This window comes from Streptococcus sp. LPB0220, assembly GCF_008727815.1.
Classification (GTDB): Bacteria; Bacillota; Bacilli; order Lactobacillales; family Streptococcaceae; genus Streptococcus.
In genome coordinates, this window is the sequence record NZ_CP044230.1 from 1 (window position 1) to 23,803 (window position 23,803).

17 protein-coding genes, 20 tRNA genes and 3 rRNA genes are annotated in these 23,803 nt (G+C 39.6%); 39 read left to right on the forward strand and 1 reads right to left on the reverse strand.

Annotated elements, in window-relative coordinates:
- The 3 genes from dnaA to LPB220_RS00015 all read left to right on the forward strand — a co-directional run bounded on the left by dnaA (position 1) and on the right by LPB220_RS00015 (position 2,859).
- A complete protein-coding gene (dnaA, locus tag LPB220_RS00005) occupies positions 1 to 1,359 on the forward strand; it encodes a chromosomal replication initiator protein DnaA (protein ID WP_031574821.1) in 1,359 nt (452 codons plus the stop codon).
- 159 nt (positions 1,360 to 1,518) lie between these two features.
- Positions 1,519 to 2,655, forward strand: coding sequence for a DNA polymerase III subunit beta (gene dnaN, locus LPB220_RS00010; RefSeq protein ID WP_021154169.1), 1,137 nt, complete (start codon positions 1,519 to 1,521; stop codon positions 2,653 to 2,655).
- A gap of 12 nt (positions 2,656 to 2,667) precedes the next feature.
- Positions 2,668 to 2,859 (forward strand): DUF951 domain-containing protein, encoded by a 192-nt coding sequence (locus LPB220_RS00015; RefSeq protein WP_003002008.1) that lies wholly within the window; start codon positions 2,668 to 2,670, stop codon positions 2,857 to 2,859.
- A 35-nt stretch (positions 2,860 to 2,894) separates the two neighbouring features.
- On the opposite strand, the gene LPB220_RS00020 is transcribed toward LPB220_RS00015, so the two are convergent.
- Positions 2,895 to 3,392 carry a DUF1307 domain-containing protein gene (locus tag LPB220_RS00020; RefSeq protein WP_031574824.1) on the reverse strand — a complete coding sequence of 166 codons (498 nt, stop codon included), beginning with the start codon at positions 3,390 to 3,392 and terminating at the stop codon, positions 2,895 to 2,897.
- 177 nt (positions 3,393 to 3,569) lie between these two features.
- On the opposite strand from LPB220_RS00020, the gene ychF reads away from it, so the two are divergent.
- The 36 genes from ychF to mreD all read left to right on the forward strand — a co-directional run bounded on the left by ychF (position 3,570) and on the right by mreD (position 23,782).
- Entirely contained in the window at positions 3,570 to 4,685 is a 1,116-nt protein-coding gene (ychF, locus tag LPB220_RS00025; protein ID WP_003009244.1) for a redox-regulated ATPase YchF, read from the forward strand.
- A gap of 68 nt (positions 4,686 to 4,753) precedes the next feature.
- Positions 4,754 to 5,323, forward strand: a complete 570-nt coding sequence (pth, locus tag LPB220_RS00030; RefSeq protein WP_003009246.1) for an aminoacyl-tRNA hydrolase — start codon at positions 4,754 to 4,756, stop codon at positions 5,321 to 5,323.
- Between the two features lie 4 nt (positions 5,324 to 5,327).
- Entirely contained in the window at positions 5,328 to 8,822 is a 3,495-nt protein-coding gene (gene mfd / locus LPB220_RS00035; RefSeq protein ID WP_150904976.1) for a transcription-repair coupling factor, read from the forward strand.
- Positions 8,823 to 8,890: 68 nt separating this feature from the next.
- Positions 8,891 to 9,157, forward strand: a complete 267-nt coding sequence (locus tag LPB220_RS00040) for an RNA-binding S4 domain-containing protein (protein ID WP_003002258.1) — start codon at positions 8,891 to 8,893, stop codon at positions 9,155 to 9,157.
- A complete protein-coding gene (locus LPB220_RS00045) occupies positions 9,150 to 9,518 on the forward strand; it encodes an FtsB family cell division protein (protein ID WP_003009251.1) in 369 nt (122 codons plus the stop codon). The genes LPB220_RS00040 and LPB220_RS00045 overlap by 8 nt, the downstream gene beginning before the upstream one ends.
- Before the next feature lie 3 nt (positions 9,519 to 9,521).
- Complete coding sequence (locus tag LPB220_RS10910; protein WP_003009253.1) at positions 9,522 to 9,650, forward strand: SP_0009 family protein; 129 nt, start codon at positions 9,522 to 9,524, stop codon at positions 9,648 to 9,650.
- Positions 9,643 to 10,908 carry a serine hydrolase gene (locus LPB220_RS00050; protein ID WP_225305917.1) on the forward strand — a complete coding sequence of 422 codons (1,266 nt, stop codon included), beginning with the start codon at positions 9,643 to 9,645 and terminating at the stop codon, positions 10,906 to 10,908. The genes LPB220_RS10910 and LPB220_RS00050 overlap by 8 nt, the downstream gene beginning before the upstream one ends.
- On the forward strand, positions 10,908 to 12,182 hold the full coding sequence (gene tilS, locus LPB220_RS00055) for a tRNA lysidine(34) synthetase TilS (protein ID WP_150904980.1): 1,275 nt from the start codon (positions 10,908 to 10,910) through the stop codon (positions 12,180 to 12,182). Before LPB220_RS00050 ends, tilS begins: the two co-directional genes overlap by 1 nt.
- Before the next feature lie 4 nt (positions 12,183 to 12,186).
- Positions 12,187 to 12,729 (forward strand): hypoxanthine phosphoribosyltransferase, encoded by a 543-nt coding sequence (gene hpt, locus LPB220_RS00060; protein ID WP_003018402.1) that lies wholly within the window; start codon positions 12,187 to 12,189, stop codon positions 12,727 to 12,729.
- Positions 12,730 to 12,739: 10 nt separating this feature from the next.
- Positions 12,740 to 14,713 (forward strand): ATP-dependent zinc metalloprotease FtsH, encoded by a 1,974-nt coding sequence (gene ftsH, locus LPB220_RS00065; protein WP_003002062.1) that lies wholly within the window; start codon positions 12,740 to 12,742, stop codon positions 14,711 to 14,713.
- Between the two features lie 91 nt (positions 14,714 to 14,804).
- Positions 14,805 to 14,876: transfer RNA gene (locus tag LPB220_RS00070), tRNA-Glu, on the forward strand.
- Positions 14,877 to 15,030: 154 nt separating this feature from the next.
- Positions 15,031 to 15,510, forward strand: a complete 480-nt coding sequence (locus LPB220_RS00075) for a sigma-70 family RNA polymerase sigma factor (RefSeq protein WP_003009261.1) — start codon at positions 15,031 to 15,033, stop codon at positions 15,508 to 15,510.
- A gap of 243 nt (positions 15,511 to 15,753) precedes the next feature.
- A 16S ribosomal RNA gene (locus tag LPB220_RS00080) occupies positions 15,754 to 17,301 on the forward strand.
- Positions 17,302 to 17,354: 53 nt separating this feature from the next.
- Positions 17,355 to 17,427 (forward strand) — tRNA-Ala (locus LPB220_RS00085).
- 124 nt (positions 17,428 to 17,551) lie between these two features.
- Positions 17,552 to 20,451 (forward strand): 23S ribosomal RNA (locus tag LPB220_RS00090).
- A 79-nt stretch (positions 20,452 to 20,530) separates the two neighbouring features.
- A 5S ribosomal RNA gene (gene rrf, locus LPB220_RS00095) occupies positions 20,531 to 20,646 on the forward strand.
- Together the 16S, 23S and 5S rRNA genes with 19 tRNA genes alongside form the textbook arrangement of a ribosomal RNA operon.
- Before the next feature lie 131 nt (positions 20,647 to 20,777).
- Positions 20,778 to 20,850 (forward strand) — tRNA-Val (locus LPB220_RS00100).
- A 2-nt stretch (positions 20,851 to 20,852) separates the two neighbouring features.
- A tRNA-Asp gene (locus LPB220_RS00105) sits at positions 20,853 to 20,925 on the forward strand.
- A gap of 24 nt (positions 20,926 to 20,949) precedes the next feature.
- Positions 20,950 to 21,022 (forward strand) — tRNA-Lys (locus tag LPB220_RS00110).
- A 6-nt stretch (positions 21,023 to 21,028) separates the two neighbouring features.
- Positions 21,029 to 21,110: transfer RNA gene (locus tag LPB220_RS00115), tRNA-Leu, on the forward strand.
- A gap of 17 nt (positions 21,111 to 21,127) precedes the next feature.
- Positions 21,128 to 21,200, forward strand: a tRNA-Thr gene (locus LPB220_RS00120).
- Positions 21,201 to 21,223: 23 nt separating this feature from the next.
- Positions 21,224 to 21,295: transfer RNA gene (locus LPB220_RS00125), tRNA-Gly, on the forward strand.
- Between the two features lie 7 nt (positions 21,296 to 21,302).
- Positions 21,303 to 21,388: transfer RNA gene (locus tag LPB220_RS00130), tRNA-Leu, on the forward strand.
- A gap of 19 nt (positions 21,389 to 21,407) precedes the next feature.
- A tRNA-Arg gene (locus tag LPB220_RS00135) sits at positions 21,408 to 21,481 on the forward strand.
- Between the two features lie 36 nt (positions 21,482 to 21,517).
- Positions 21,518 to 21,591: transfer RNA gene (locus LPB220_RS00140), tRNA-Arg, on the forward strand.
- A gap of 19 nt (positions 21,592 to 21,610) precedes the next feature.
- Positions 21,611 to 21,684: transfer RNA gene (locus tag LPB220_RS00145), tRNA-Pro, on the forward strand.
- 6 nt (positions 21,685 to 21,690) lie between these two features.
- Positions 21,691 to 21,764, forward strand: a tRNA-Met gene (locus tag LPB220_RS00150).
- Positions 21,765 to 21,780: 16 nt separating this feature from the next.
- Positions 21,781 to 21,854 (forward strand) — tRNA-Ile (locus LPB220_RS00155).
- Between the two features lie 10 nt (positions 21,855 to 21,864).
- A tRNA-Ser gene (locus tag LPB220_RS00160) sits at positions 21,865 to 21,954 on the forward strand.
- A 9-nt stretch (positions 21,955 to 21,963) separates the two neighbouring features.
- A tRNA-Met gene (locus tag LPB220_RS00165) sits at positions 21,964 to 22,037 on the forward strand.
- A gap of 3 nt (positions 22,038 to 22,040) precedes the next feature.
- Positions 22,041 to 22,113 (forward strand) — tRNA-Phe (locus tag LPB220_RS00170).
- Between the two features lie 16 nt (positions 22,114 to 22,129).
- A tRNA-Gly gene (locus tag LPB220_RS00175) sits at positions 22,130 to 22,200 on the forward strand.
- 33 nt (positions 22,201 to 22,233) lie between these two features.
- Positions 22,234 to 22,307 (forward strand) — tRNA-Ile (locus LPB220_RS00180).
- Positions 22,308 to 22,311: 4 nt separating this feature from the next.
- Positions 22,312 to 22,399, forward strand: a tRNA-Ser gene (locus tag LPB220_RS00185).
- 62 nt (positions 22,400 to 22,461) lie between these two features.
- Positions 22,462 to 23,280: a rod shape-determining protein MreC gene (mreC, locus tag LPB220_RS00190; RefSeq protein WP_150904981.1), complete on the forward strand. Its 819-nt coding sequence runs from the start codon at positions 22,462 to 22,464 to the stop codon at positions 23,278 to 23,280.
- Between the two features lies 1 nt (position 23,281).
- A complete protein-coding gene (gene mreD, locus LPB220_RS00195) occupies positions 23,282 to 23,782 on the forward strand; it encodes a rod shape-determining protein MreD (protein ID WP_150904983.1) in 501 nt (166 codons plus the stop codon).
- Positions 23,783 to 23,803: the final 21 nt, after the last annotated feature.

The following is a 23,803-nucleotide window of genomic DNA, read 5'->3' on the forward strand; positions in this document are numbered from 1 at the left end:
GTGTCACAAGAAGAGCAATTTTGGTCTCGTTTTTTAGAATTAGCCCAATTACAACTAAAAGATAGTGCCTATGATTTTTTTGTCGCCGATTCAAAATTAGTCAAAATCGATGGAGAGACGGCTACCATTTATCTTGATGGAAATTATAAAGAATTATTTTGGGAAACAAATCTAAAAAATGCTTTGATCACAGCCAGCTTTGAAGTCTACAATACAGATTTGAAGTTTCATTTCGTTTTTGAAGATACCGAAGAAATTCCTAGTAGTCATAGCGGTGAGAATAGGAGATTATCTTCAGGTAGCTTAACAACCGAACCGTTACCTAAAATTGATACAGGTTTGAAATCAAAGTACACCTTTGATAATTTTGTGCAAGGGGATGGAAATATTTGGGCGAAAGCAGCAGCGCTTGCAGTTTCTGAAAATCTTGCAACAACATACAACCCTCTATTTATTTATGGTGGACCAGGGCTTGGAAAGACTCACCTATTGAACGCAATTGGAAATCAAATCCTAGAAAATATTCCAAATGCACGAGTTAAGTATGTCCCAGCAGAAACCTTTATTAATGAATTTTTAGAACACCTTCGATTAGGAGAAATGAAGACGTTCAAGAATACCTATCGAAGTCTTGATCTCTTACTGATTGATGATATCCAGTCACTCGGTGGGAAAAAAGTCACGACTCAAGAGGAATTCTTTAATACCTTTAATGCCCTCCATAGCGACAACAAACAGATTGTTCTAACAAGCGATCGAAGTCCGGATCATTTAGATAGTCTTGAAGAGCGACTGGTTACTCGTTTCAAATGGGGACTAACGCAAAATATAACACCACCTGATTTTGAAACTCGGATTGCCATCTTACGAAATAAAATTGAAGATCTAGATTATATTTTTCCTAATGACACACTAGAATATCTAGCTGGTCAGTTTGATTCAAATGTCCGAGACTTAGAAGGTGCCTTAAATGATATTTCTTTAATGGCGAAGGTGAAAAAACTAAAAGAAATTACGATCGATGTTGCAGCTGAAGCTATTCGAGCTCGTAAAAACGATAATAGCAAGACGCTTGTCATCCCCATTGAAAAAATTCAGGAAGCAGTTGGAGCCTTTTATGGAGTCAGTGTAAAAGAAATCAAAGGTTCTCGAAGAGTTCAGAATATTGTCCTAGCACGACAAGTGGCCATGTATCTTTCAAGAGAGATGACGGACAACTCACTTCCTCGAATCGGAAAAGAATTCGGTGGAAAAGACCACACGACTGTCATTCATGCTTATGAAAAAATTAAAAGTATGGTCGACACAGATGATAATCTACGACTCGAAATTCAAAGTATCAAGAAAAAGTTAAATTAATCTGTGGATAACTTCCTCTAAACTTCTAGGGGTTATGCACAATTTTTAAACAAGTAACTTTTTAAGTCATAGATAGGATTCTGAGAGTTTTCCACAACTTCCACACAACCTACTATTACTATTAACTTACTAATCATAAAATAAATAAAAGGAATGACCATGATAAATTTTTCTATTAACAAAACTTTATTTTTACAAGCACTAAATACTACCAAAAGAGCGATCAGTTCAAAAAATGCTATCCCAATTCTTTCCACGATTAAAATTGATGTCACTCCAGAAGGAGTTGCCTTATCTGGATCGAATGGCCAAATTTCAATTGAAAACTTTATTTCTATCAAAGATGAAAATGCTGGTTTACTAGTGACCTCTCCAGGTTCTATTTTATTGGAAGCAACTTTCTTTATTAATGTGGTTTCAAGTTTACCAGATGTTACTTTAGATTTTAAAGAGATTGAACAAAAACAGGTTCTTTTAACAAGTGGAAAATCAGAAATTACACTTAAAGGAAAAGATGCAGATCAATATCCACGTATTCAAGAAATTGCTGCAAGTAATCCATTAGTTTTGGAAACAAAATTATTAAAACAATTAATTAATGAAACAGCATTTGCAGCAAGTGTACAAGAAAGTCGTCCAATTTTGACAGGTGTTCACTTTGTTTTATCGGATAATAAAGAGCTAAAAACAGTAGCAACAGACTCTCACCGTATGAGTCAAAAAGTGATTACACTGGAGAAAAATGGAGACAACTTTGATGTTGTCATCCCAAGTCGCTCTCTTCGTGAATTCACCTCTGTTTTTTCTGATGATATTGAAACAGTTGAGGTTTTCTTTGCTAACAATCAAATTCTCTTTAGAAGTGAACACATTAGTTTTTATACCCGTTTGCTAGAAGGAAATTATCCTGATACAGACCGTCTCATTCCAACAGAATTCAATACAGAGGCAACCTTCAATGTGGCCAACCTTCGATTTGCAATGGAGCGTGCTCGTCTTCTTTCAAATGCGACTCAAAACGGAACGGTTAAATTAGAGTTCAAAAATGGAGTGGTTTCTTCCCACGTTCATTCACCAGAAGTTGGGCGAGTAAATGAAGAGATCGATACGAGCGCCGTTTCAGGAGAGGATTTGTCTATTAGCTTTAATCCAACTTATTTGATTGAAGCGCTCAAAGCTATTGACAGTGAACAAGTTGTTATTCGTTTTATTTCTTCTGTTAGACCGTTTACATTGGTTCCAGAAGGAAATGAACAAGGGTTCATTCAATTGATTACGCCAGTTCGCACAAATTAACAAAGGTGAATCATGTATACTTTAGGTGATTTTGTAGAAATGAAAAAGCCTCACGCTTGTGTGATTAAAGAAACAGGCAAGAAGGCAAATCGTTGGGAAATTACGCGACTTGGTGCAGACATAAAAATCAAGTGTAGCAATTGTGATCATGTGGTCATGATGAGTCGCCATGATTTTGAACAGAAAATGAAGAAAGTACTATAAAAGGTTCAGTCACTTATGTGACCGAACCTTTTCAATTATTTTAATTCTTCAAATTTTCCATTTTTAACTTCTTTGAAACCACCCTGTTTCATCATATCAAAAGTTGATTTGAAGCTGATATAGTCGACTTTTTTATCTTTTTGTGTCGTTACTAATTTCTTTTCAATTAGCTGATCTAAGTCTGCCTTTTCATAATTTAGTGTTGTTTTTTCAACCATATAATCATCTTTGTATTCAGCAGAATGTGTGAATCCTTTGACATCTTTGTATTCTTCATCATATTTATCGATCATTTCCTTTAATTGATCTTTCGTAACTCCCGCCTCTTTGTAATAAATAGTAGTGGTGGTTTGGTTACTGATCGCTTTATCACCTTTATGTTCTAGTGTAATACGAACATCTGTTTTCTTTTCTTGGTTGATTGCCTGAAGATAGGATTTTTGAACAGATTGTTGTCCACAAGCTCCAAGAAGAAAGAGAGTAAAGATAGCAATTAAAGAAAGAAAAATAGATTTCCATGTTTGTTTTTTCATCTGAAAAACTCCTTTGTTCATTGTTAAATATAGTATACCATTTTTATCTTTTTAGAACGTTACAGTTTGATGAAAAAATCTAGTTTCAAAGGTGATGAAATATTTCATTTTTCATCACTTGTCTTTTGAATTATGTTATAATAAAAGAGATTGAAATTTGAACGGAGAAAAAGAAAAATGGCATTAACAGCAGGTATCGTTGGCTTACCAAATGTTGGTAAATCAACCCTATTTAACGCAATTACAAAAGCAGGAGCAGAGGCCGCAAACTATCCCTTTGCAACCATTGATCCAAACGTCGGGATGGTAGAAGTTCCAGATGAACGCCTCCAAAAATTGACGGAAATGATTACTCCTAAGAAGACAGTTCCGACTACTTTTGAATTTACAGATATTGCTGGGATTGTGAAAGGAGCTTCTAAAGGGGAAGGACTTGGTAATAAATTCTTGGCCAACATCCGTGAAGTAGATGCCATTGTCCATGTAGTGCGTGCTTTTGATGATGAAAATGTCATGCGGGAGCAAGGTCGTGAAGATGCCTTTGTTGATCCACTGGCAGATATTGATACCATCAATTTAGAATTAATTTTAGCCGACTTAGAGTCTGTCAATAAACGCTATGCGCGTGTAGAAAAAATCGCTCGTACACAAAAAGATAAGGATTCTGTTGCGGAATTTAATGTTCTACAAAAAATCAAACCAGTTCTTGAAGATGGTAAATCAGCTCGGACCATTGAATTCACTGAGGAAGAACAAAAAGTGGTGAAAGGACTTTTCCTTTTGACTACCAAACCAGTTCTTTATGTAGCCAATGTGGATGAAGATGTTGTTGCAGATCCAGATTCTATTGACTATGTGAAGCAAATTCGTGACTTTGCGGCAACAGAGAACGCGGAAGTCGTGGTGATTTCTGCGCGTGCTGAGGAAGAAATTTCTGAGCTAGATGATGCAGATAAACAAGAATTTTTAGAGGCGATTGGCCTAACAGAGTCTGGAGTTGATAAACTTACGCGTGCAGCTTATCACTTGTTGGGACTTGGCACTTATTTCACAGCTGGTGAAAAAGAAGTGCGTGCTTGGACCTTCAAACGTGGCATGAAAGCTCCTCAAGCAGCTGGAATCATCCACTCTGATTTTGAAAAAGGATTTATTCGTGCCGTGACCATGTCCTATGATGATTTGGTCAAATACGGTTCTGAAAAGGCTGTAAAAGAAGCAGGACGCTTGCGCGAAGAAGGAAAAGAATATGTTGTCCAAGACGGGGACATCATGGAATTCCGTTTTAATGTATAAGATAGTTAAAAAAATGTAAAGGTTGGAAAAAATATTTCCAACCCTTTTAGTGTTTTGAAAGGAAAGAGATGACGAAATTAATTGTTGGATTGGGAAATCCAGGTGATAAGTATTTTGAAACGAAACACAATGTAGGCTTTATGTTAGTTGATCAAATGGCAAAGTCTTTAAATCTTACTTTCTCCCATGATAAAATTTTTCAAGCTGATATTGCCTCAACATTTTTAAATGGCGAAAAGGTCTATTTTGTAAAGCCAACCACTTTCATGAATGAGAGTGGAAAAGCAGTCCATGCCCTTCTGACTTATTATGGTCTGGATATTGAAGATCTTTTGGTTATTTACGATGATTTAGATATGGAAGTTGGCAAGATTCGTCTTCGAGCGAAAGGATCAGCTGGAGGTCATAACGGAATCAAATCGATTATCAATCATATTGGAACTCAGACTTTTTATCGAATTAAGATTGGAATTGGAAGACCTAAGCAGGGCATGTCAGTTGTTCATCATGTATTAGGAAAATTTGATAAAGACGATTACATCACTATTCTACAAACAATCGATCGAGTAGAAGAAGCGGTTAACGATTACTTGGTAGAAGAAAATTTTGAAAGAAGCATGCAGAAATACAACGGGTAAGTAGATGAATGTAATTGATTTAGTGAGTCAAAACTCCAACCTTCTATCCTGGCAACAAGGTTTGCAAAAAAATAATAGGGAATTGATCTTAGGATTGTCTGCGACCACAAAGGCTATTGTAATGGCTTCAGCCTTTGATTCTATTGAAAAAGCAGTCCTCATTACTTCCAGTTATAACGAAGCAGAACGATTGGCCAGTGATTTTATTGCTTTACTTGGAGAAGAGAAAGTCCATACATTTTTGGGAGATGATAACCCTTTAGCAGAATTTGTTTTTGCTTCACAAGAAAGGCAATTTGCACGATTAGAGGCTTTAAACTTTTTATGCCAAGAAGATCGTCAAGGCATCCTTGTGACCAATGTGAGTGGTATAAAACTACTATTACCTTCTCCTAAAGTTTTTGCATCTAGCATTTTTCAATTGAAGGTTGGTCAAGAAATAGACTTAACTACTCTGAGTGAAACATTACAGAAGATTGGCTACCAAAAGGTGAGCCAAGTTTTGCAACAGGGAGAGTTTAGTCTACGAGGAGATATTTTAGATATCTTTGAGATCGACCAACTCCAACCCTATCGGATTGAATTTTTCGGAGATGAGATTGATGGAATCCGAATCTTTAACCCAGAAAATCAGCGTTCTGTTGAAAATGTTGAAGAAGTTCAACTGAAGGCAGTGAGTGATCTATTGTTGCAAGAGGAAGATTTTATACGTGGTCAGCAGCAAATAGAACAATTGCAAGAACAGAGTGCAAATGAAGAATTTAAATCTTATCTAGCAGAAATTCTGGGAGATATTTCTCAAAGGAAACTCCATCCGGATCTTAGAAAATTTATTAGTTTCTTTTACGAGAAGCAATATACCCTATTCGATTATCTCCCTAAACACACTTCAGTCTTTCTGGATGATTATCAAAAAATAGCAGATCAAATAGCGAGATTTGAACTAGATACAGCTAATCTCTTGACGGAAGATTTACATAAAAATAGAGCTTCTTCTCGCCAAGTGTATTTTGCAGACACCAGTACAACATTACGAAAATATACGCCTGCAACTTATTTTTCAAACTTTCAAAAAGGATTGGGAAATCTGAAGTTTGATCATTTGTATCAATTCAATCAATATCCAATGCAGGAGTTTTTTGGACAATTTAATTTACTAAAAGAGGAAATTGAACGGTATAGAAAATCAAACTATACTGTTATTGTCCAAGCAACTTCTCATCACAATCTTCAACAGCTCCATAAAAATTTAGAAGAGTATGGAATTCGATTAGATTATATTGATGGGGATACGATCATTCCTCAAGCTAGTCAATTAGTCGTTGGAGGATTAGCTCACGGTTTTCAATTTGTTGATGAAAAAATTGTCTACATTACAGAATCAGAGATTTATCAGAAAAAGATCAAACGAAAGATTCGCAGGCAAAATATTTCCAATGCAGAACGCCTAAAAAATTATAATGAACTGGAAAAAGGGGACTATGTTGTTCACCAAGTTCATGGTATTGGTCAATATTTGGGAATTGAAACGATTGAAATTTCGGGTGTCCATCGTGATTATGTTTCAATTCAATATCAAAATGGAGATCGCATCTCGATTCCTGTCGATCAGATTCAGATGTTGTCCAAATACGTTGCAAGTGATGGAAAAACGCCAAAAATTAACAAGTTAAATGATGGGCGTTTCCAAAAAACGAAGCAAAAAGTTCAGACCCAGGTGGAGGACATTGCGGATGATTTGATAAAACTTTATGCGGAGCGTAGTCAATTAGAAGGCTTTTCCTATTCCCAAGATGATGAAAATCAAGAGGCTTTTGAACAAGATTTTCCATATATTGAAACAGATGACCAATTACGTTCCATTGAAGAAATCAAAAAAGATATGGAATCGAATCGTCCGATGGACCGATTGCTGGTTGGAGACGTCGGTTTTGGGAAAACAGAGGTCGCTATGCGAGCAGCCTTTAAGGCAGTAAATGATCATAAACAAGTAGCAGTGTTGGTTCCTACCACTGTTCTTGCCCAACAACATTATGCCAATTTTAAGGAGCGTTTTGAATCTTTTGCAGTAGAGGTTGCTGTTTTAAGTCGTTTCCAGAGTAAGGCAGAGCAGAAAGAAACGCTTGAAAAGTTGAAAAAAGGACGAGTGGATATTATTATTGGAACTCACCGGCTCTTGTCCAAAGATGTTGTTTTTTCAGACTTAGGCTTAATCGTGATCGATGAAGAACAACGTTTTGGAGTGAAGCACAAAGAAACCTTGAAAGAATTGAAAAAAAAGGTGGATGTGCTTACCTTGACAGCTACCCCTATACCTCGAACTCTTCATATGTCTATGCTAGGAATTCGAGATTTGTCTGTCATCGAAACACCTCCGACCAATCGGTATCCTGTGCAAACTTTTGTACTAGAGACCAATCCAACCATTATTCGAGATGCTGTGTTGCGGGAGATGGATCGTGGAGGACAGGTCTATTATCTTTACAATAAGGTAGATACAATTGAACAAAAAGTGTCTGAATTAAAAGAGTTGATTCCAGAGGCTTCGATTGGCTTTGTTCATGGCCAGATGAGTGAAGTTCGCCTGGAAAATACCCTGTTGGATTTCATTAATGGCGAATACGATGTCTTAGTGACGACAACCATTATTGAGACAGGTGTGGATATTCCAAATGCCAATACACTCTTTATTGAAAATGCGGATCATATGGGGCTTTCAACGCTTTATCAACTAAGAGGTCGTGTGGGACGAAGCAATCGAATTGCTTATGCTTATTTGATGTATCGTCCAGACAAATCTCTTACAGAAGTGTCTGAAAAACGTTTAGAAGCTATTAAAGGTTTTACTGAGTTGGGTTCTGGATTTAAAATTGCTATGCGAGATTTATCGATCCGTGGAGCAGGGAATATCCTTGGAGCTTCTCAATCTGGTTTCATCGATTCAGTTGGTTTTGAAATGTATTCTCAATTGTTAGAAGAAGCTATTGCTAAGAAACAAGGCCAAGAGCATCGCAGGCAAAAGAGTAATGCAGAGTTGAACCTTCAAATAGATGCGTATTTACCTAATGAATATATTTCAGATCAACGTCAAAAAATTGAAATTTACAAACAAATTCGTGAAATGAATTCTGCGACGGACTATGAATATTTGCAAGATGAATTGATCGATCGTTTTGGAGAATACCCAGATGTTGTGGCCTACCTACTAGAAATTGGTTTAGTGAAAGCTTACTTGGATCAAGTATTTGTCCGTCTTGTTGAGAGAAAACAACAAAAAGTGACAGTGAAATTTGAACCTATTGCCAAACAACTGTTTTTAACACAGGATTATTTCAAAGCTCTGTCAATGACACAGTTAAAGGCACAGATTGCAGAAGAAAAGGGATTGATTGAAGTGATTTTCGATATTCGAAACAAGAAAGATTTTGAAATTTTAGAAGCTCTGAAGCAATTTGGTAAAACCTTATTGGAAATTAAACAAGAAAAAGAAGAGGACTAGCAGTTCTTAGCTCATTTTTCGCATTTTATGTATAAAAAATGATACAATACTATGTTAGAGGTGACAGTATGAGATTAGATAAATATTTAAAAGTTTCTCGCATTATTAAGCGTCGTCCTGTTGCAAAGGAAGTTGCAGATAAAGGGCGAATCAAAGTCAATGGAGTATTAGCCAAAAGTTCAACGGATTTGAAAGTGAATGATCAAATTGAAGTTCGTTTTGGAAATAAAGTATTGACGGTTAAAGTCTTGGAAATGTTGGATAGTACAAAAAAAGAAGATGCATCCAAAATGTACGAAATAATTAGTGAAACAAGGATAGAAGAAGATGCCTAAAAATATCGTTCAAATGAACAATAAATATATCAAAGACGAAAGTCAGCGAAAACGTTTTTTAGAAGAAGAAAGAAAAAAACGCAATCGTTTTCTGGGGCTCGTTTTGATATTAGTCATGTTACTGTTTATTCTTCCAACTTATAATTTAGCCCAGAGCTATCAATCGCTACAAGATAAAAAAGAACAATACAAACAGTTGGAAAAAGAGTATAAAGAAACAAGTGAACAAAAAGAATACCAACAAGACATCGCTAAAAAATTAAAAGACGATGATTATGCAACAAAATATGCACGCGCTAAGTATTCTTTTTCAAAAGATGGTGAATATGTTTATACCATCCCAGATTTACTCCCCCAATAACCGATGGAAAATATCTTACAAACAGTTAAACAATTTCTTGAATTTTCGGATGAAAAATTAGAGGAATTAAAAAAGAAAAACCAAATGATCAAACTTCAAAAGGATGAAAAGGAAAGGAATACAGGTGTCTAAACGATTTCTGCTCCTATTGTTAGTTCCAATTTTATTTATTGGGTCTCAAGCAGCGAGTATCGAGCAGTCTGAGTCTTCTCAGACAATGGCTCATCCATCAGAACTTTATTTTTCTTCAATTCCAGCGAACCCGAATGTCTATCGCAAAATTTCTGTTTTTTCTGATCCTCAGTTGAAAAAAGCAAAAGGAGAAATTCTTCCCAACACACCGTTTACAATCGAACAACTCTTTGTAAATGATGAAGGGAAAGCTGTATTTAAAATAGCAGATAAAGGATATGTATTAGCAGATTCTTCTGTCATTTTTTCTGATGTTGTACAAGAAACACAAGAAAAAAAACAAGACATGTGGCTAAAACCTGGTTTTAAAGTGTATGACCGACCCTTAATAAATGGTGCAAAAGAAAAAAATACACCTCTTTCTCCTTATACAAAAGTGACAGTCTTACGTACAGCTAAGACTTTACGAGATGAATTTGTGGAGATTGAAGGTCAGGGCTGGGTGAACAAAGCATTCGTTACTGAAAAAGATAATCGAATGGAAAAAGTCCAGGACTTGTTAAATAGTAAATACAATTCTCCTTCGTATGGAATCTATGTAAAACAATTAGAGACTGGAAATACTGCTGGAATCAATCCGCAAAAAGAAATGTATTCTGCCAGTGTAACGAAATTACCATACTTGTACTACGTCCAAGAACAGCTCAATAAAAAAGCCATTTCTCCAACTACAACCTACAAATATATTCCAGAAGTCAATGATTTCAAAGGTGGCTATGAACCAGAAGGAAGTGGTAGCCTTTCAAAAACACCAGATGGAAAAGAATATAGTGTTCAAGAGTTGGTAGATAAAATTGCAAAAGAATCAGATAATGTTGGACATAATATCTTGAATTATTATGTCACTCATCAATCAGATCAAGACTTCCAAAAAACTTTGGATAAAATTGCAAAGAAACATTGGGATGTTGAAAAAAGAGAAGCATCCGCTGAAATGGCTGGCAATGTCATGGAGGCTGTCTATCAACAAAATGGCTCTATTATTGATGCGCTCTCCTCTACAAAATATGATGATCAACGGATTGCGCGTGACCTTCCAGTAAAAGTTGCTCATAAAATTGGAGATGCCTATGATTTTAGACATGATGTTGCGATTGTATACACAAATTCACCCTATGTAATAGCCATTTTTACAGATCATTCGAATTATGATACGATTTCCAACATTTCAAAGGATATCTATGAGGTATTGAAATAATGGAAAAGCGATTTTTAGAGTTTTGTGAAAAACAAGATCTATTTACTCCCCATCGCCGTGTTTTGGTTGCCTTATCTGGTGGATTGGATTCAATGAATCTGTATGAACTTTTATATAAGAATAAAGAACGATTGAAAATCCATCTGGTACTCGCTCATGTCAATCATGGACAAAGGCCAGAATCAGATTTAGAAGAAAGTGAACTTCGAACGCTAGCTAATAGGCGAGAGACACGTATTCATGTGGCTCACTATTCGGGTGATTTTACGGAAGCAAAAGCTCGTACCTTTCGTTATGATTTTTTTAAACAGATTATGGAGAAAGAGGATTGCACTGCTTTAGTAACAGGTCATCATGCAAATGATCAAGCTGAAACAACTTTCATGCGCTTGATACGAGGAACAAAATTACGCCATTTAAGTGGTATTCCTGTACGCCAACCATTTGGCAAGGGTGAGTTAATCCGTCCTTTGTTAACTTTTACCAAAGATGAGTTGATGGAAATCCCTCACTTTGAAGACAGTAGCAATGACTCACAGGACTATTTTCGAAATCGTGTACGCCATCAATACCTTCCTGAATTTGAAAAAGAAAATCCCCAAATGCAAGCAAGTCTTCGCTATTTAGCAGAGGAAGTGACTCATTGGCACCAAGCACTAAAAGAATTGACTAGCGAGTTAAGCATTCAAGATTTAGCTTCTTTTAGAACGTATTCTCATTCTGTACAATCATTCTTATTAGAAGAGTATTTGGCACAATTCCCAGATTTGCAACTTGGTAGGGTACAGTTTCAAGAATTATTAAATTTACTGCGAAAAAAAAGAAATTGCGTTCATTATTTAAAGTCGAATTATGAACTACATCAAGAATATGATTTCTTTGAAATACAAAAAATCAGTCAAAAGTCGGATGACCAACCCCTCCCATTTTTGTTAGAATTTGGGAATATCTTTGAAATTGCAAATTATAAACTATCTTTTGGACAACCATTAGTAGGGGAAAATGTAGAAATTCTTTCTGTTTCACGCGAAACTCCCATCTTAATTAGAGGGAGAAAGGAAGGAGATCAGCTGCTTGTTAATGGCCACCATCAAAAATTAAGACGGTGGTTTATCAACCATAAAATTCCAATTTCGCTTCGGCAAAAAGCTCTCATTATAGAACAGAATCATAATATTCTTTCTGTAGTGGGATTGGTAACGAGTGATTTGAGTAAGCCCTCAAAAAGTGGTATAATGAAAGATAGTCTTTATATTCAAAAAATAGATAGGTAAAAACATGTTAGAAAAAGATATAAAAAAAGTATTGGTTTCACATGATGAAATTGTAGAAGCAGCAAAGAAATTGGGTGAAACCCTCACAAAAGAGTACCAAGGAAAAAATCCAATTTTTGTTGGAATTTTGAAAGGCTCTGTTCCATTTATGGCAGAGTTGATCAACCACGTGGATACACATATTGAATTGGATTTTATGCTGGTTTCAAGTTATCATGGTGGTACGGCAAGCTCAGGTATTATTAATATTATCAAGGATATCGACCAAGATATTACTGGTAGAGATATTTTATTTGTAGAAGATATTATCGATACAGGTAAAACTCTCAAGAGTCTAAAAGAACTCTTTGAAGAAAGAAATGCAGCATCTGTAAAGATTGCTACCTTACTGGATAAACCTGAAGGCCGTTTGGTTGAGATTGAAGCAGATTACACCTGCTTTACGATTCCAAATGAGTTTGTTGTAGGATATGGTTTAGACTATGATGAAAATTATCGTAACCTACCCTATGTTGGTGTATTAAAAGAGGAAGTGTACTCAAAATAGAGGAGACTAGATGAATAACAGAAAAAATAACGGTTTTGTCCGAAATCCATTTCTGTATTTGTTGATTATTGTAGCGGCTGTGACAGGATTCCAGTACTTTTTTGCGGGTAATGGGGTTGGTCAAAGTCAGCAAATCAACTACACAGAATTGGTCAAAGAAATTAAAAATGATAATGTAAAAACGATCAGTTACCAACCAAATGGTAGTGTGATTGAAATTGCAGGTACCTATAATAAAGCAAAAGAATCAAAAGAAGATACAGGAATTCAATTTTTTACCCCAAGTGTTCAAAAAGTATCTCGCTTTACTAGTGTCATCCTTCCATCTGATATCACCGTCAATGAATTACAAAAATTAGCAGCTGACCACAAAGCAGAAATCACCATCAAGCGTGAGAGCTCAAGTGGCATGTGGATAACAATTCTCACTTCAATTGTTCCATTTGTTATCGTCATGTTCTTCTTCTTCTCAATGATGAACCAAGGCGGTGGCGGAGGTGCCAGAGGTGCCATGAACTTTGGTCGTAATAAAGCCCGCGCTGCTAATAAAGAAGATATTAAAGTTCGTTTTTCAGATGTAGCAGGAGCTGAAGAAGAAAAACAAGAACTTGTTGAAGTTGTTGAATTTTTAAAAGATCCAAAACGCTTTACTAAATTGGGTGCAAGAATCCCAGCAGGTGTGCTTCTTGAAGGCCCTCCCGGAACTGGTAAAACCCTTTTAGCAAAAGCAGTAGCTGGTGAAGCTGGAGTGCCATTCTTCAGTATCTCTGGTTCTGACTTCGTTGAAATGTTTGTCGGAGTCGGTGCTAGCCGGGTTCGTTCACTTTTTGAAGATGCTAAAAAAGCAGCTCCAGCCATTATCTTTATCGATGAAATTGATGCTGTTGGGCGCCAACGTGGTGTAGGTCTTGGTGGTGGAAATGATGAACGTGAACAAACCCTTAACCAGCTCTTGATTGAGATGGATGGTTTTGAAGGCAACGAAGGAATCATTGTTATCGCAGCAACTAACCGTTCTGATGTCCTTGACCCTGCCCTTCTTCGTCCTGGCCGTTTTGACCGTAAAGTATTAGTTGGACGTCCAGATGTGAAAGGTCGTGAGGCAATTCTTCGTGTTCATGCTAAGAATAAGCCACTTGCTCAAGATGTGGACTTGAAATTGGTTGCTCAACAAACACCAGGATTTGTCGGTGCTGATCTCGAAAATGTTTTGAACGAAGCGGCCTTGGTTGCAGCTCGTCGAAATAAAAAAGTAATTGATGCTGCTGATATCGATGAAGCAGAAGATCGTGTTATTGCAGGTCCATCTAAGAAAGATCGGACGATTTCACAAAAAGAACGTGAAATGGTTGCTTATCACGAAGCTGGTCATACAATCGTTGGTCTGGTCTTATCAAATGCTCGTGTAGTTCATAAAGTTACGATTGTTCCACGTGGTCGTGCAGGCGGTTACATGATTGCCCTTCCTAAAGAAGATCAAATGTTACTTTCTAAAGAAGATATGAAAGAACAATTAGCTGGGCTCATGGGAGGACGTGTTGCCGAAGAAATTATTTTCAATTCACAAACAACGGGTGCTTCAAATGACTTTGAACAAGCTACCCAAATGGCGCGTGCAATGGTAACAGAATATGGTATGAGTGAAAAACTTGGACCAGTCCAATATGAAGGAAATCATGCGATGTTTGGTGCTCAAAGCCCACAAAAAATGATTTCAGAACAAACTGCTTACGAAATTGATGAAGAAGTTCGTGGTTTGTTGAATGAAGCCCGTAATAAAGCGGCAGAAATTATTCAAGGAAATAGAGAAACGCATAAACTAATTGCGGAAGCTCTATTAAAATATGAAACCTTGGATAGTGTTCAAATTAAATCATTATATGAAACAGGAAAAATGCCTGAAAATTCAGAGCATGAATTAGAAGAGGAAGCAAAACCTCTATCATATGATGAGATTAAGTCAAAATTAGAAGAAAATAACTAATTCAAAAGAAGGAAAATATTTCCTTCTTTTTTTATTAAAAAAGTGTTGACAGAGTAAAAATATTCTGTATAATAGAATATGTTGTAAAAATGGTCCGTTGGTCAAGGGGTTAAGACACCGCCTTTTCACGGCGGTAACACGGGTTCGAATCCCGTACGGACTATCGATAAACTGTCACCAAGTGGCAGTTTTTTTGTGTATTTGGACAAAATAGTTAAAAATAATAACCAAATAGTTAAAAAAAGGTGCAGAATAGAAAAAAAGCCCAAAGGGCTTCTTTATTTTTATAAAATACAGATAAAAGTAAAGGAGAGCTTATGGAATTTAATAAAATGTATCAAAAAGTAAAATATATCGTAAGAAAATGTGAAAAAGAGTATTATATTCAATTATGGGAAAAGGATGATTGGGAACAAGAAGGTCAGCTAACTCTGTTTGAACTTTATCAAAAAAATCCTGAAATTGAAACAAATGAAGAATTACTTTATACATATTTCAAAACAAAATTTAGAAATCATATTAAAGATAAAATAAGACAACAGGAAAGTGATAAGAGAAAAATTAATAGACTTCCATATATTGAAATCGGAGAAATTAGTCACAGAATTTCATCAAGAAAAATATATTTAGATGAGCTGGTTGTTCTGAGAGATGCATTAAAACGTTTTAAAGAAAAATTAACAGTAAAAGAAAAAGAACAATATGAAGCATTACTAGCAAACAGAAGATGTCTAGGAAAAACAAAAATGAAAAAGAAATTAGAGAACTATCTAAAGGATTTTAAAAATTCAATTTAAGAACTGAAAGTTGACAGTGTATAAATGAACTTTCAAAAAAATAAAAAATTTTGGAAAAAAGTGTTGACAGTAAGAGAAGGTCATGATATACTAATATAGTTGTCGCGCGAGAGCGACAAAGACCTTTGAAAACTGAACAAGACGAACCAATGTGCAGGGCGCTATAACGAAAGTTATAGTAACTGAACAATAAAAAAACAATAAATCTGTCAGTGACAGAATGAGTTTAAGACAAACAATTATTTTAATGAGAGTTTGATCCTGGCTCAGGATGAACGCTGGCGGCGTGCCTAATACATGCAAGTAGAACGCTGAAGCTTGGTGCTTGCACCGAGCGGATGAGTTGCGAACGGGTGAGTAACGCGTAGGTAACCTGCCTCTTAGCGGGGGATAACTATTGGAAACGATAGCTAATACCGCATAAAAGTCGATATCGCATGATAATGATTTGAAAGGTGCAATTGCATCACTAAGAGATGGACCTGCGTTGTATTAGCTAGTTGGTGAGGTAACGGCTCACCAAGGCGACGATACATAGCCGACCTGAGAGGGTGATCGGCCACACTGGGACTGAGACACGGCCCAGACTCCTACGGGAGGCAGCAGTAGGGAATCTTCGGCAATGGGGGCAACCCTGACCGAGCAACGCCGCGTGAGTGAAGAAGGTTTTCGGATCGTAAAGCTCTGTTGTAAGAGAAGAACGAGTGTGAGAGTGGAAAGTTCACACTGTGACGGTAACTTACCAGAAAGGGACGGCTAACTACGTGCCAGCAGCCGCGGTAATACGTAGGTCCCGAGCGTTATCCGGATTTATTGGGCGTAAAGCGAGCGCAGGCGGTTAGATAAGTCTGAAGTTAAAGGCTGTGGCTTAACCATAGTACGCTTTGGAAACTGTTTAACTTGAGTGCAGAAGGGGAGAGTGGAATTCCATGTGTAGCGGTGAAATGCGTAGATATATGGAGGAACACCGGTGGCGAAAGCGGCTCTCTGGTCTGTAACTGACGCTGAGGCTCGAAAGCGTGGGGAGCAAACAGGATTAGATACCCTGGTAGTCCACGCCGTAAACGATGAGTGCTAGGTGTTGGGTCCTTTCCAGGACTCAGTGCCGCAGCTAACGCATTAAGCACTCCGCCTGGGGAGTACGACCGCAAGGTTGAAACTCAAAGGAATTGACGGGGGCCCGCACAAGCGGTGGAGCATGTGGTTTAATTCGAAGCAACGCGAAGAACCTTACCAGGTCTTGACATCCCTCTGACCGCTCTAGAGATAGAGTTTTCCTTCGGGACAGAGGTGACAGGTGGTGCATGGTTGTCGTCAGCTCGTGTCGTGAGATGTTGGGTTAAGTCCCGCAACGAGCGCAACCCCTATTGTTAGTTGCCATCATTTAGTTGGGCACTCTAGCGAGACTGCCGGTAATAAACCGGAGGAAGGTGGGGATGACGTCAAATCATCATGCCCCTTATGACCTGGGCTACACACGTGCTACAATGGCTGGTACAACGAGTCGCGAGTCGGTGACGACAAGCTAATCTCTTAAAGCCAGTCTCAGTTCGGATTGTAGGCTGCAACTCGCCTACATGAAGTCGGAATCGCTAGTAATCGCGGATCAGCACGCCGCGGTGAATACGTTCCCGGGCCTTGTACACACCGCCCGTCACACCACGAGAGTTTGTAACACCCGAAGTCGGTGAGGTAACCATTTGGAGCCAGCCGCCTAAGGTGGGATAGATGATTGGGGTGAAGTCGTAACAAGGTAGCCGTATCGGAAGGTGCGGCTGGATCACCTCCTTTCTAAGGAAAAGGAAACCTGTACGTTGGTCTTGTTTAGTTTTGAGAGGTCTTGTGGGGCCTTAGCTCAGCTGGGAGAGCGCCTGCTTTGCACGCAGGAGGTCAGCGGTTCGATCCCGCTAGGCTCCATTAACACTTTAAGGAGTGTTAAGATTGAACATTGAAAATTGAATATCTATATCAAATAGTAACAAGAAAATAAACCGAAACGCTGTAAATATTTAAAGAGTTTAGGTCGCAAGACCAAAAATAAGGTTAAGTTAATAAGGGCGCACGGTGGATGCCTTGGCACTAGAAGCCGAAGAAGGACGTGACAAACGACGAAATGCTTTGGGGAGCTGTAAGTAAGCGACGATCCAGAGATGTCCGAATGGGGGAACCCACTAGCTGATGGCTAGTACTCCTATCTGTTAAGGATAGGTAGAGGAAGACGCAGTGAACTGAAACATCTAAGTAGCTGCAGGAAGAGAAAGCAAAAGCGATTGCCTGAGTAGCGGCGAGCGAAACGGCAGGAGGGCAAACCGAGGAGTTTACTCCTCGGGGTTGTAGGACTGCAATGTGGACTTAAAGATTATAGAAGAATGACATGGGAAGGTCAGCCAAAGAGAGTAAGAGCCTCGTATTCGAAATAGTCTTTATACCTAGCAGTATCCTGAGTACGGTGGGACACGAGAAATCCCGTCGGAATCTGGGAGGACCATCTCCCAACCCTAAATACTCTCTAGTGACCGATAGTGAACCAGTACCGTGAGGGAAAGGTGAAAAGCACCCCGGGAGGGGAGTGAAATAGAACCTGAAACCGTGTGCCTACAACAAGTTCGAGCCCGTTAATGGGTGAGAGCGTGCCTTTTGTAGAATGAACCGGCGAGTTACGATATGATGCGAGGTTAAGTTGAAGAGACGGAGCCGTAGGGAAACCGAGTCTGAATAGGGCGGATTAGTATTATGTCGTAGACCCGAAACCATGTGACCTACCCATGAGCAGGTTGAAGGTGAGGTAAAACTCACTGGAGGACCGAACCAGGGCACGTTGAAAAGTGCTTGGATGACTTGTGGGTAGCGGAGAAATTCCAAACGAACTTGGAGATAGCTGGTTCTCTCCGAAATAGCTTTAGGGCTAGCGTCGACATTAAGATTCTTGGAGGTAGAGCACTGTTTGGGTGAGGGGTCCATCCCGGATTACCAATCTCAGATAAACTCCGAATGCCAATGAATTATGGTCGGCAGTCAGACTGCGAGTGCTAAGATCCGTAGTCGAAAGGGAAACAGCCCAGACCACCAGCTAAGGTCCCAAAATAATTGTTAAGTGGAAAAGGATGTGGGGTTGCACAGACAACTAGGATGTTAGCTTAGAAGCAGCTATTCATTCAAAGAGTGCGTAATAGCTCACTAGTCGAGTGACCCTGCGCCGAAAATGTACCGGGGCTAAAACAATTTACCGAAGCTGTGGATACCTTTATAGGTATGGTAGGAGAGCGTTCTATGTGTGGAGAAGGTGTACCGTGAGGAGCGCTGGAACGCATAGAAGTGAGAATGCCGGTATGAGTAGCGAAAGACAGGTGAGAATCCTGTCCACCGTAAGACTAAGGTTTCCAGGGGAAGGCTCGTCCGCCCTGGGTTAGTCGGGACCTAAGGAGAGACCGAAAGGTGTATCCGATGGACAACAGGTTGATATTCCTGTACTAGAGTATGTAGTGAAGGAGGGACGCAGTAGGCTAACTAAAGCGTGCGACTGGAAGTGCACGTCTAAGCAGTGAGGTGTGAATTGAGTTAAATGCTTAATTCTATAACATTGAGCTGTGATGGGGAGCGAAGTTTAGTAGCGAAGTTAGTGACGTCACACTGCCAAGAAAAGCTTCTAGCGTTAATCATACTCTACCCGTACCGCAAACCGACACAGGTAGTCGAGGCGAGTAGCCTCAGGTGAGCGAGAGAACTCTCGTTAAGGAACTCGGCAAAATGACCCCGTAACTTCGGGAGAAGGGGTGCTGGCTTTAAGTCAGCCGCAGTGAATAGGCCCAAGCAACTGTTTATCAAAAACACAGCTCTCTGCTAAATCGTAAGATGATGTATAGGGGGTGACGCCTGCCCGGTGCTGGAAGGTTAAGAGGAGTGCTTAGCGTAAGCGAAGGTATGAATTGAAGCCCCAGTAAACGGCGGCCGTAACTATAACGGTCCTAAGGTAGCGAAATTCCTTGTCGGGTAAGTTCCGACCCGCACGAAAGGCGTAATGATTTGGGCACTGTCTCAACGAGAGACTCGGTGAAATTTTAGTACCTGTGAAGATGCAGGTTACCCGCGACAGGACGGAAAGACCCCATGGAGCTTTACTGCAGTTTGATATTGAGTGTCTGTGCCACATGTACAGGATAGGTAGGAGCCATTGAGATCGGGACGCCAGTTTCGATGGAGGCGTTGTTGGGATACTACCCTTGTGTTATGGCCACTCTAACCCGGTAGGTTCATCATCTACGGAGACAGTGTCTGACGGGCAGTTTGACTGGGGCGGTCGCCTCCTAAAAGGTAACGGAGGCGCCCAAAGGTTCCCTCAGAATGGTTGGAAATCATTCGCAGAGTGTAAAGGTATAAGGGAGCTTGACTGCGAGAGCTACAACTCGAGCAGGGACGAAAGTCGGGCTTAGTGATCCGGTGGTTCCGTATGGAAGGGCCATCGCTCAACGGATAAAAGCTACCCTGGGGATAACAGGCTTATCTCCCCCAAGAGTTCACATCGACGGGGAGGTTTGGCACCTCGATGTCGGCTCGTCGCATCCTGGGGCTGTAGTCGGTCCCAAGGGTTGGGCTGTTCGCCCATTAAAGCGGCACGCGAGCTGGGTTCAGAACGTCGTGAGACAGTTCGGTCCCTATCCGTCGCGGGCGTAGGAAATTTGAGAGGATCTGCTCCTAGTACGAGAGGACCAGAGTGGACTTACCGCTGGTGTACCAGTTGTCTTGCCAAAGGCATCGCTGGGTAGCTATGTAGGGAAGGGATAAACGCTGAAAGCATCTAAGTGTGAAACCCACCTCAAGATGAGATTTCCCATGATTTTATATCAGTAAGAGCCCTGAGAGATGATCAGGTAGATAGGTTAGAAGTGGAAGTTGTGTGAGCAATGGAGCGGACTAATACTAATAGCTCGAGGACTTATCCAAAGAGTCAGAAGATATTGACAATGTAAGGTTAACTTGTTAGAATATAGATGTTCAATTTTGAATGTTTAATCATTCAGAGTTAAGTGACGATAGCCTAGGAGATACACCTGTACCCATGCCGAACACAGCAGTTAAGCCCTAGAACGCCGGAAGTAGTTGGGGGTTGCCCCCTGTGAGATAAGGTAGTCGCTTAGCAAGAGATTGAGCCTAGTAGATACTAGGCTCATTTGGGAGTTTAGCTCAGCTAAGGAGAACGCAAGTTCGACTTTGTCGAAACTGACGTAAGTCAGTGCACGACAGGGATCCAGTGAGTTAAACGACCATTTGGGAGTTTAGCTCAGCTGGGAGAGCATCTGCCTTACAAGCAGAGGGTCAGCGGTTCGATCCCGTTAACTCCCATAGGTCCCGTAGTGTAGCGGTTATCACGTCGCCCTGTCACGGCGAAGATCGCGGGTTCGATTCCCGTCGGGACCGTTAAGATAATGAAAATTATTTTAAGACTCGTTAGCTCAGTTGGTAGAGCAATTGACTTTTAATCAATGGGTCACTGGTTCGAGCCCAGTACGGGTCATATTTTGCGGGTTTGGCGGAATTGGCAGACGCACCAGATTTAGGATCTGGCGCTTTACGGCGTGGGGGTTCAAGTCCCTTAACCCGCATAAGAGAATAATAATGAGCCGGCTTAGCTCAGTTGGTAGAGCATCTGATTTGTAATCAGAGGGTCGCGTGTTCAAGTCATGTAGCCGGCATTTTTTTATATAAAGAAAGCAATGCGAACGTAGTTCAGTGGTAGAACACCACCTTGCCAAGGTGGGGGTCGCGGGTTCGAATCCCGTCGTTCGCTTGAGGAGGCCGGGGTGGCGGAACTGGCAGACGCACAGGACTTAAAATCCTGCGATTGGTAACGATCGTACCGGTTCGATTCCGGTCCTCGGCATAGACAAAGGTTGAAAGAAGCACCCTTAGCTCAACTGGATAGAGTACCTGACTACGAATCAGGCGGTTAGAGGTTCGACTCCTCTAGGGTGCATGGTCGCAAGGCTATGTAATAATTGAATAGGAACGAGCACCCTTAGCTCAACTGGATAGAGTACCTGACTACGAATCAGGCGGTTAGAGGTTCGACTCCTCTAGGGTGCATAAAGCGGTAGCTTTAGATCGGGAAGTAGCTCAGCTTGGTAGAGTACTTGGTTTGGGACCAAGGTGTCGCAGGTTCGAATCCTGTCTTCCCGATATTATGGCGGTGTAGCTCAGCTGGCTAGAGCGTCCGGTTCATACCCGGGAGGTCGGGGGTTCGATCCCCTTCGCCGCTATATTGTTGATCTTGTTGGACCTTTAGCTCAGCTGGTTAGAGCTCTCGGCTCATAACCGAGTGGTCGTAGGTTCAAGTCCTACAAGGTCCATTATTATCTTGGAGGATTACCCAAGTCCGGCTGAAGGGAACGGTCTTGAAAACCGTCAGGCGTGTAAAAGCGTGCGTGGGTTCGAATCCCACATCCTCCTTAATATTAACGCGGGATGGAGCAGCTCGGTAGCTCGTCGGGCTCATAACCCGAAGGTCGTAGGTTCAAATCCTGCTCCCGCAATTTGGCTCGGTAGCTCAGTTGGTAGAGCAATGGATTGAAGCTCCATGTGTCGGCGGTTCGATTCCGTCTCGCGCCATTTCTTTTAATAATAAGCGGGTGTAGTTTAGTGGTAAAACTACAGCCTTCCAAGCTGTTGTCGCGAGTTCGATTCTCGTCACCCGCTTTGAACATAGGTTCATTACCAAGTTTTTAACTTGGGCGCGTAGCTCAGGTGGTTAGAGCGCACGCCTGATAAGCGTGAGGTCGGTGGTTCGAGTCCACTCGTGCCCATTTTGGAGAATTACTCAAGAGGCTGAAGAGGACGGTTTGCTAAATCGTTAGGTCGGGTAACTGGCGCGGGGGTTCGAATCCCCCATTCTCCGTATAATTTCGAAGTTTGAGATATCATCTCAAACTATTTTTTATATTTTTGAAGGTTTTGTCTATGTTCTTGAATCGATTCTTTAAAATTTTTAGTTTTGTGTTTGTTTTAACTGTTTCAGGAATTTTATTTCTTTTTCCATCTGTTAGAACTTCGATTGTTTTAAAATCTTCTGATCTATTAGCTATTGTTGATAAGGCAGTATCGGTACCATTTGTTGTTGTGGAATCTAAGGCAAAGGATTTAAAGGATTTATCTGAATTAAATGATGAAAACCGTTCGTTAAAATCACGTCTTTATCAAAAGGATATAGACCAGTCAAAACTTAACCGTTTGGAATCAGAAAATAGAGAATTAAAGGATTTGATGTCAATCAAAAATTCTGTATCGGGTTCTAAACAAATCGTTAGTGAGATTATTGACCGTAATTATGGTTCTTGGGATCAGGAATTTGTTATTGATAAAGGTAGTTCAGATGGAATTTCTGATTCCATGTTTGTTCTTTCATCTGGTGGTGTCATTGGTGTGGTAGAAAGTATAGAGAAAAATTCTAGTAAAGTAAAATTATTAGTCGAAGATACTATTTCTTCACAACACCTGACGTTTAAAATTGAGAGTCAAGGTCAATCTATTTTTGCCTTATTAAATGGTTATGATGAGAAGACGGGTGAGTTTCGGTTGTTGCAAATTGGAGATCCAGTTGAAATTAAAAAAGGATCTCTGGTTTCAACAAGTGGTTTAGGAAAATATAAGAGTAGTGACTTACCTCTTGGTACAGTGACTTCTACTCAAAAGGCATCTGATCAGTTAGGGCAAGAAATTCGTGTGAAACCAAAGGCTAATTTAGATGTCAATCGTTATGTACTATTGATTGGAGAGTAGTGTGAAAGTCATACGTAAGTACCATTTTTTCCCTTTAATCTTATTCTTATCTTTATTTGTTGACGGGCAGATCTCTTTTCTTATTTCTCGTTTCTGTCCAAGCTCCTTTGAATCTACTTCATTTTTATTTCTATATGGTTTTATGTTATTGAGTCTCTATTTCTCTGAGATAGCTAGTATTTGGTGGGGAGTCTTCTTTGGTTTTTGTTTTGATGTGTATTTTTTACACACCCTAGGAATTGCCTTCCTAGTATTTCCTTTACTACAGGTGATTTTTTATCGGTGTAATCAGATTATTTTGGTCAATCGATTGACTCGTTTTTTTACATTTTTATTAACGATTCTATTATTTCAGATTTTAACAAACCTTCTTTTGATTCTTTTTATTGGTATAAAATTTAACTGGATTACATTAATTATTTACCAAATTTCCCCAAGTTTAATTTTGAATGTACTTCTATTAATAGTATTACAGCCATTACTTGAAAAGATTTATTTATAAACTCGAAATAAAAATGTAACA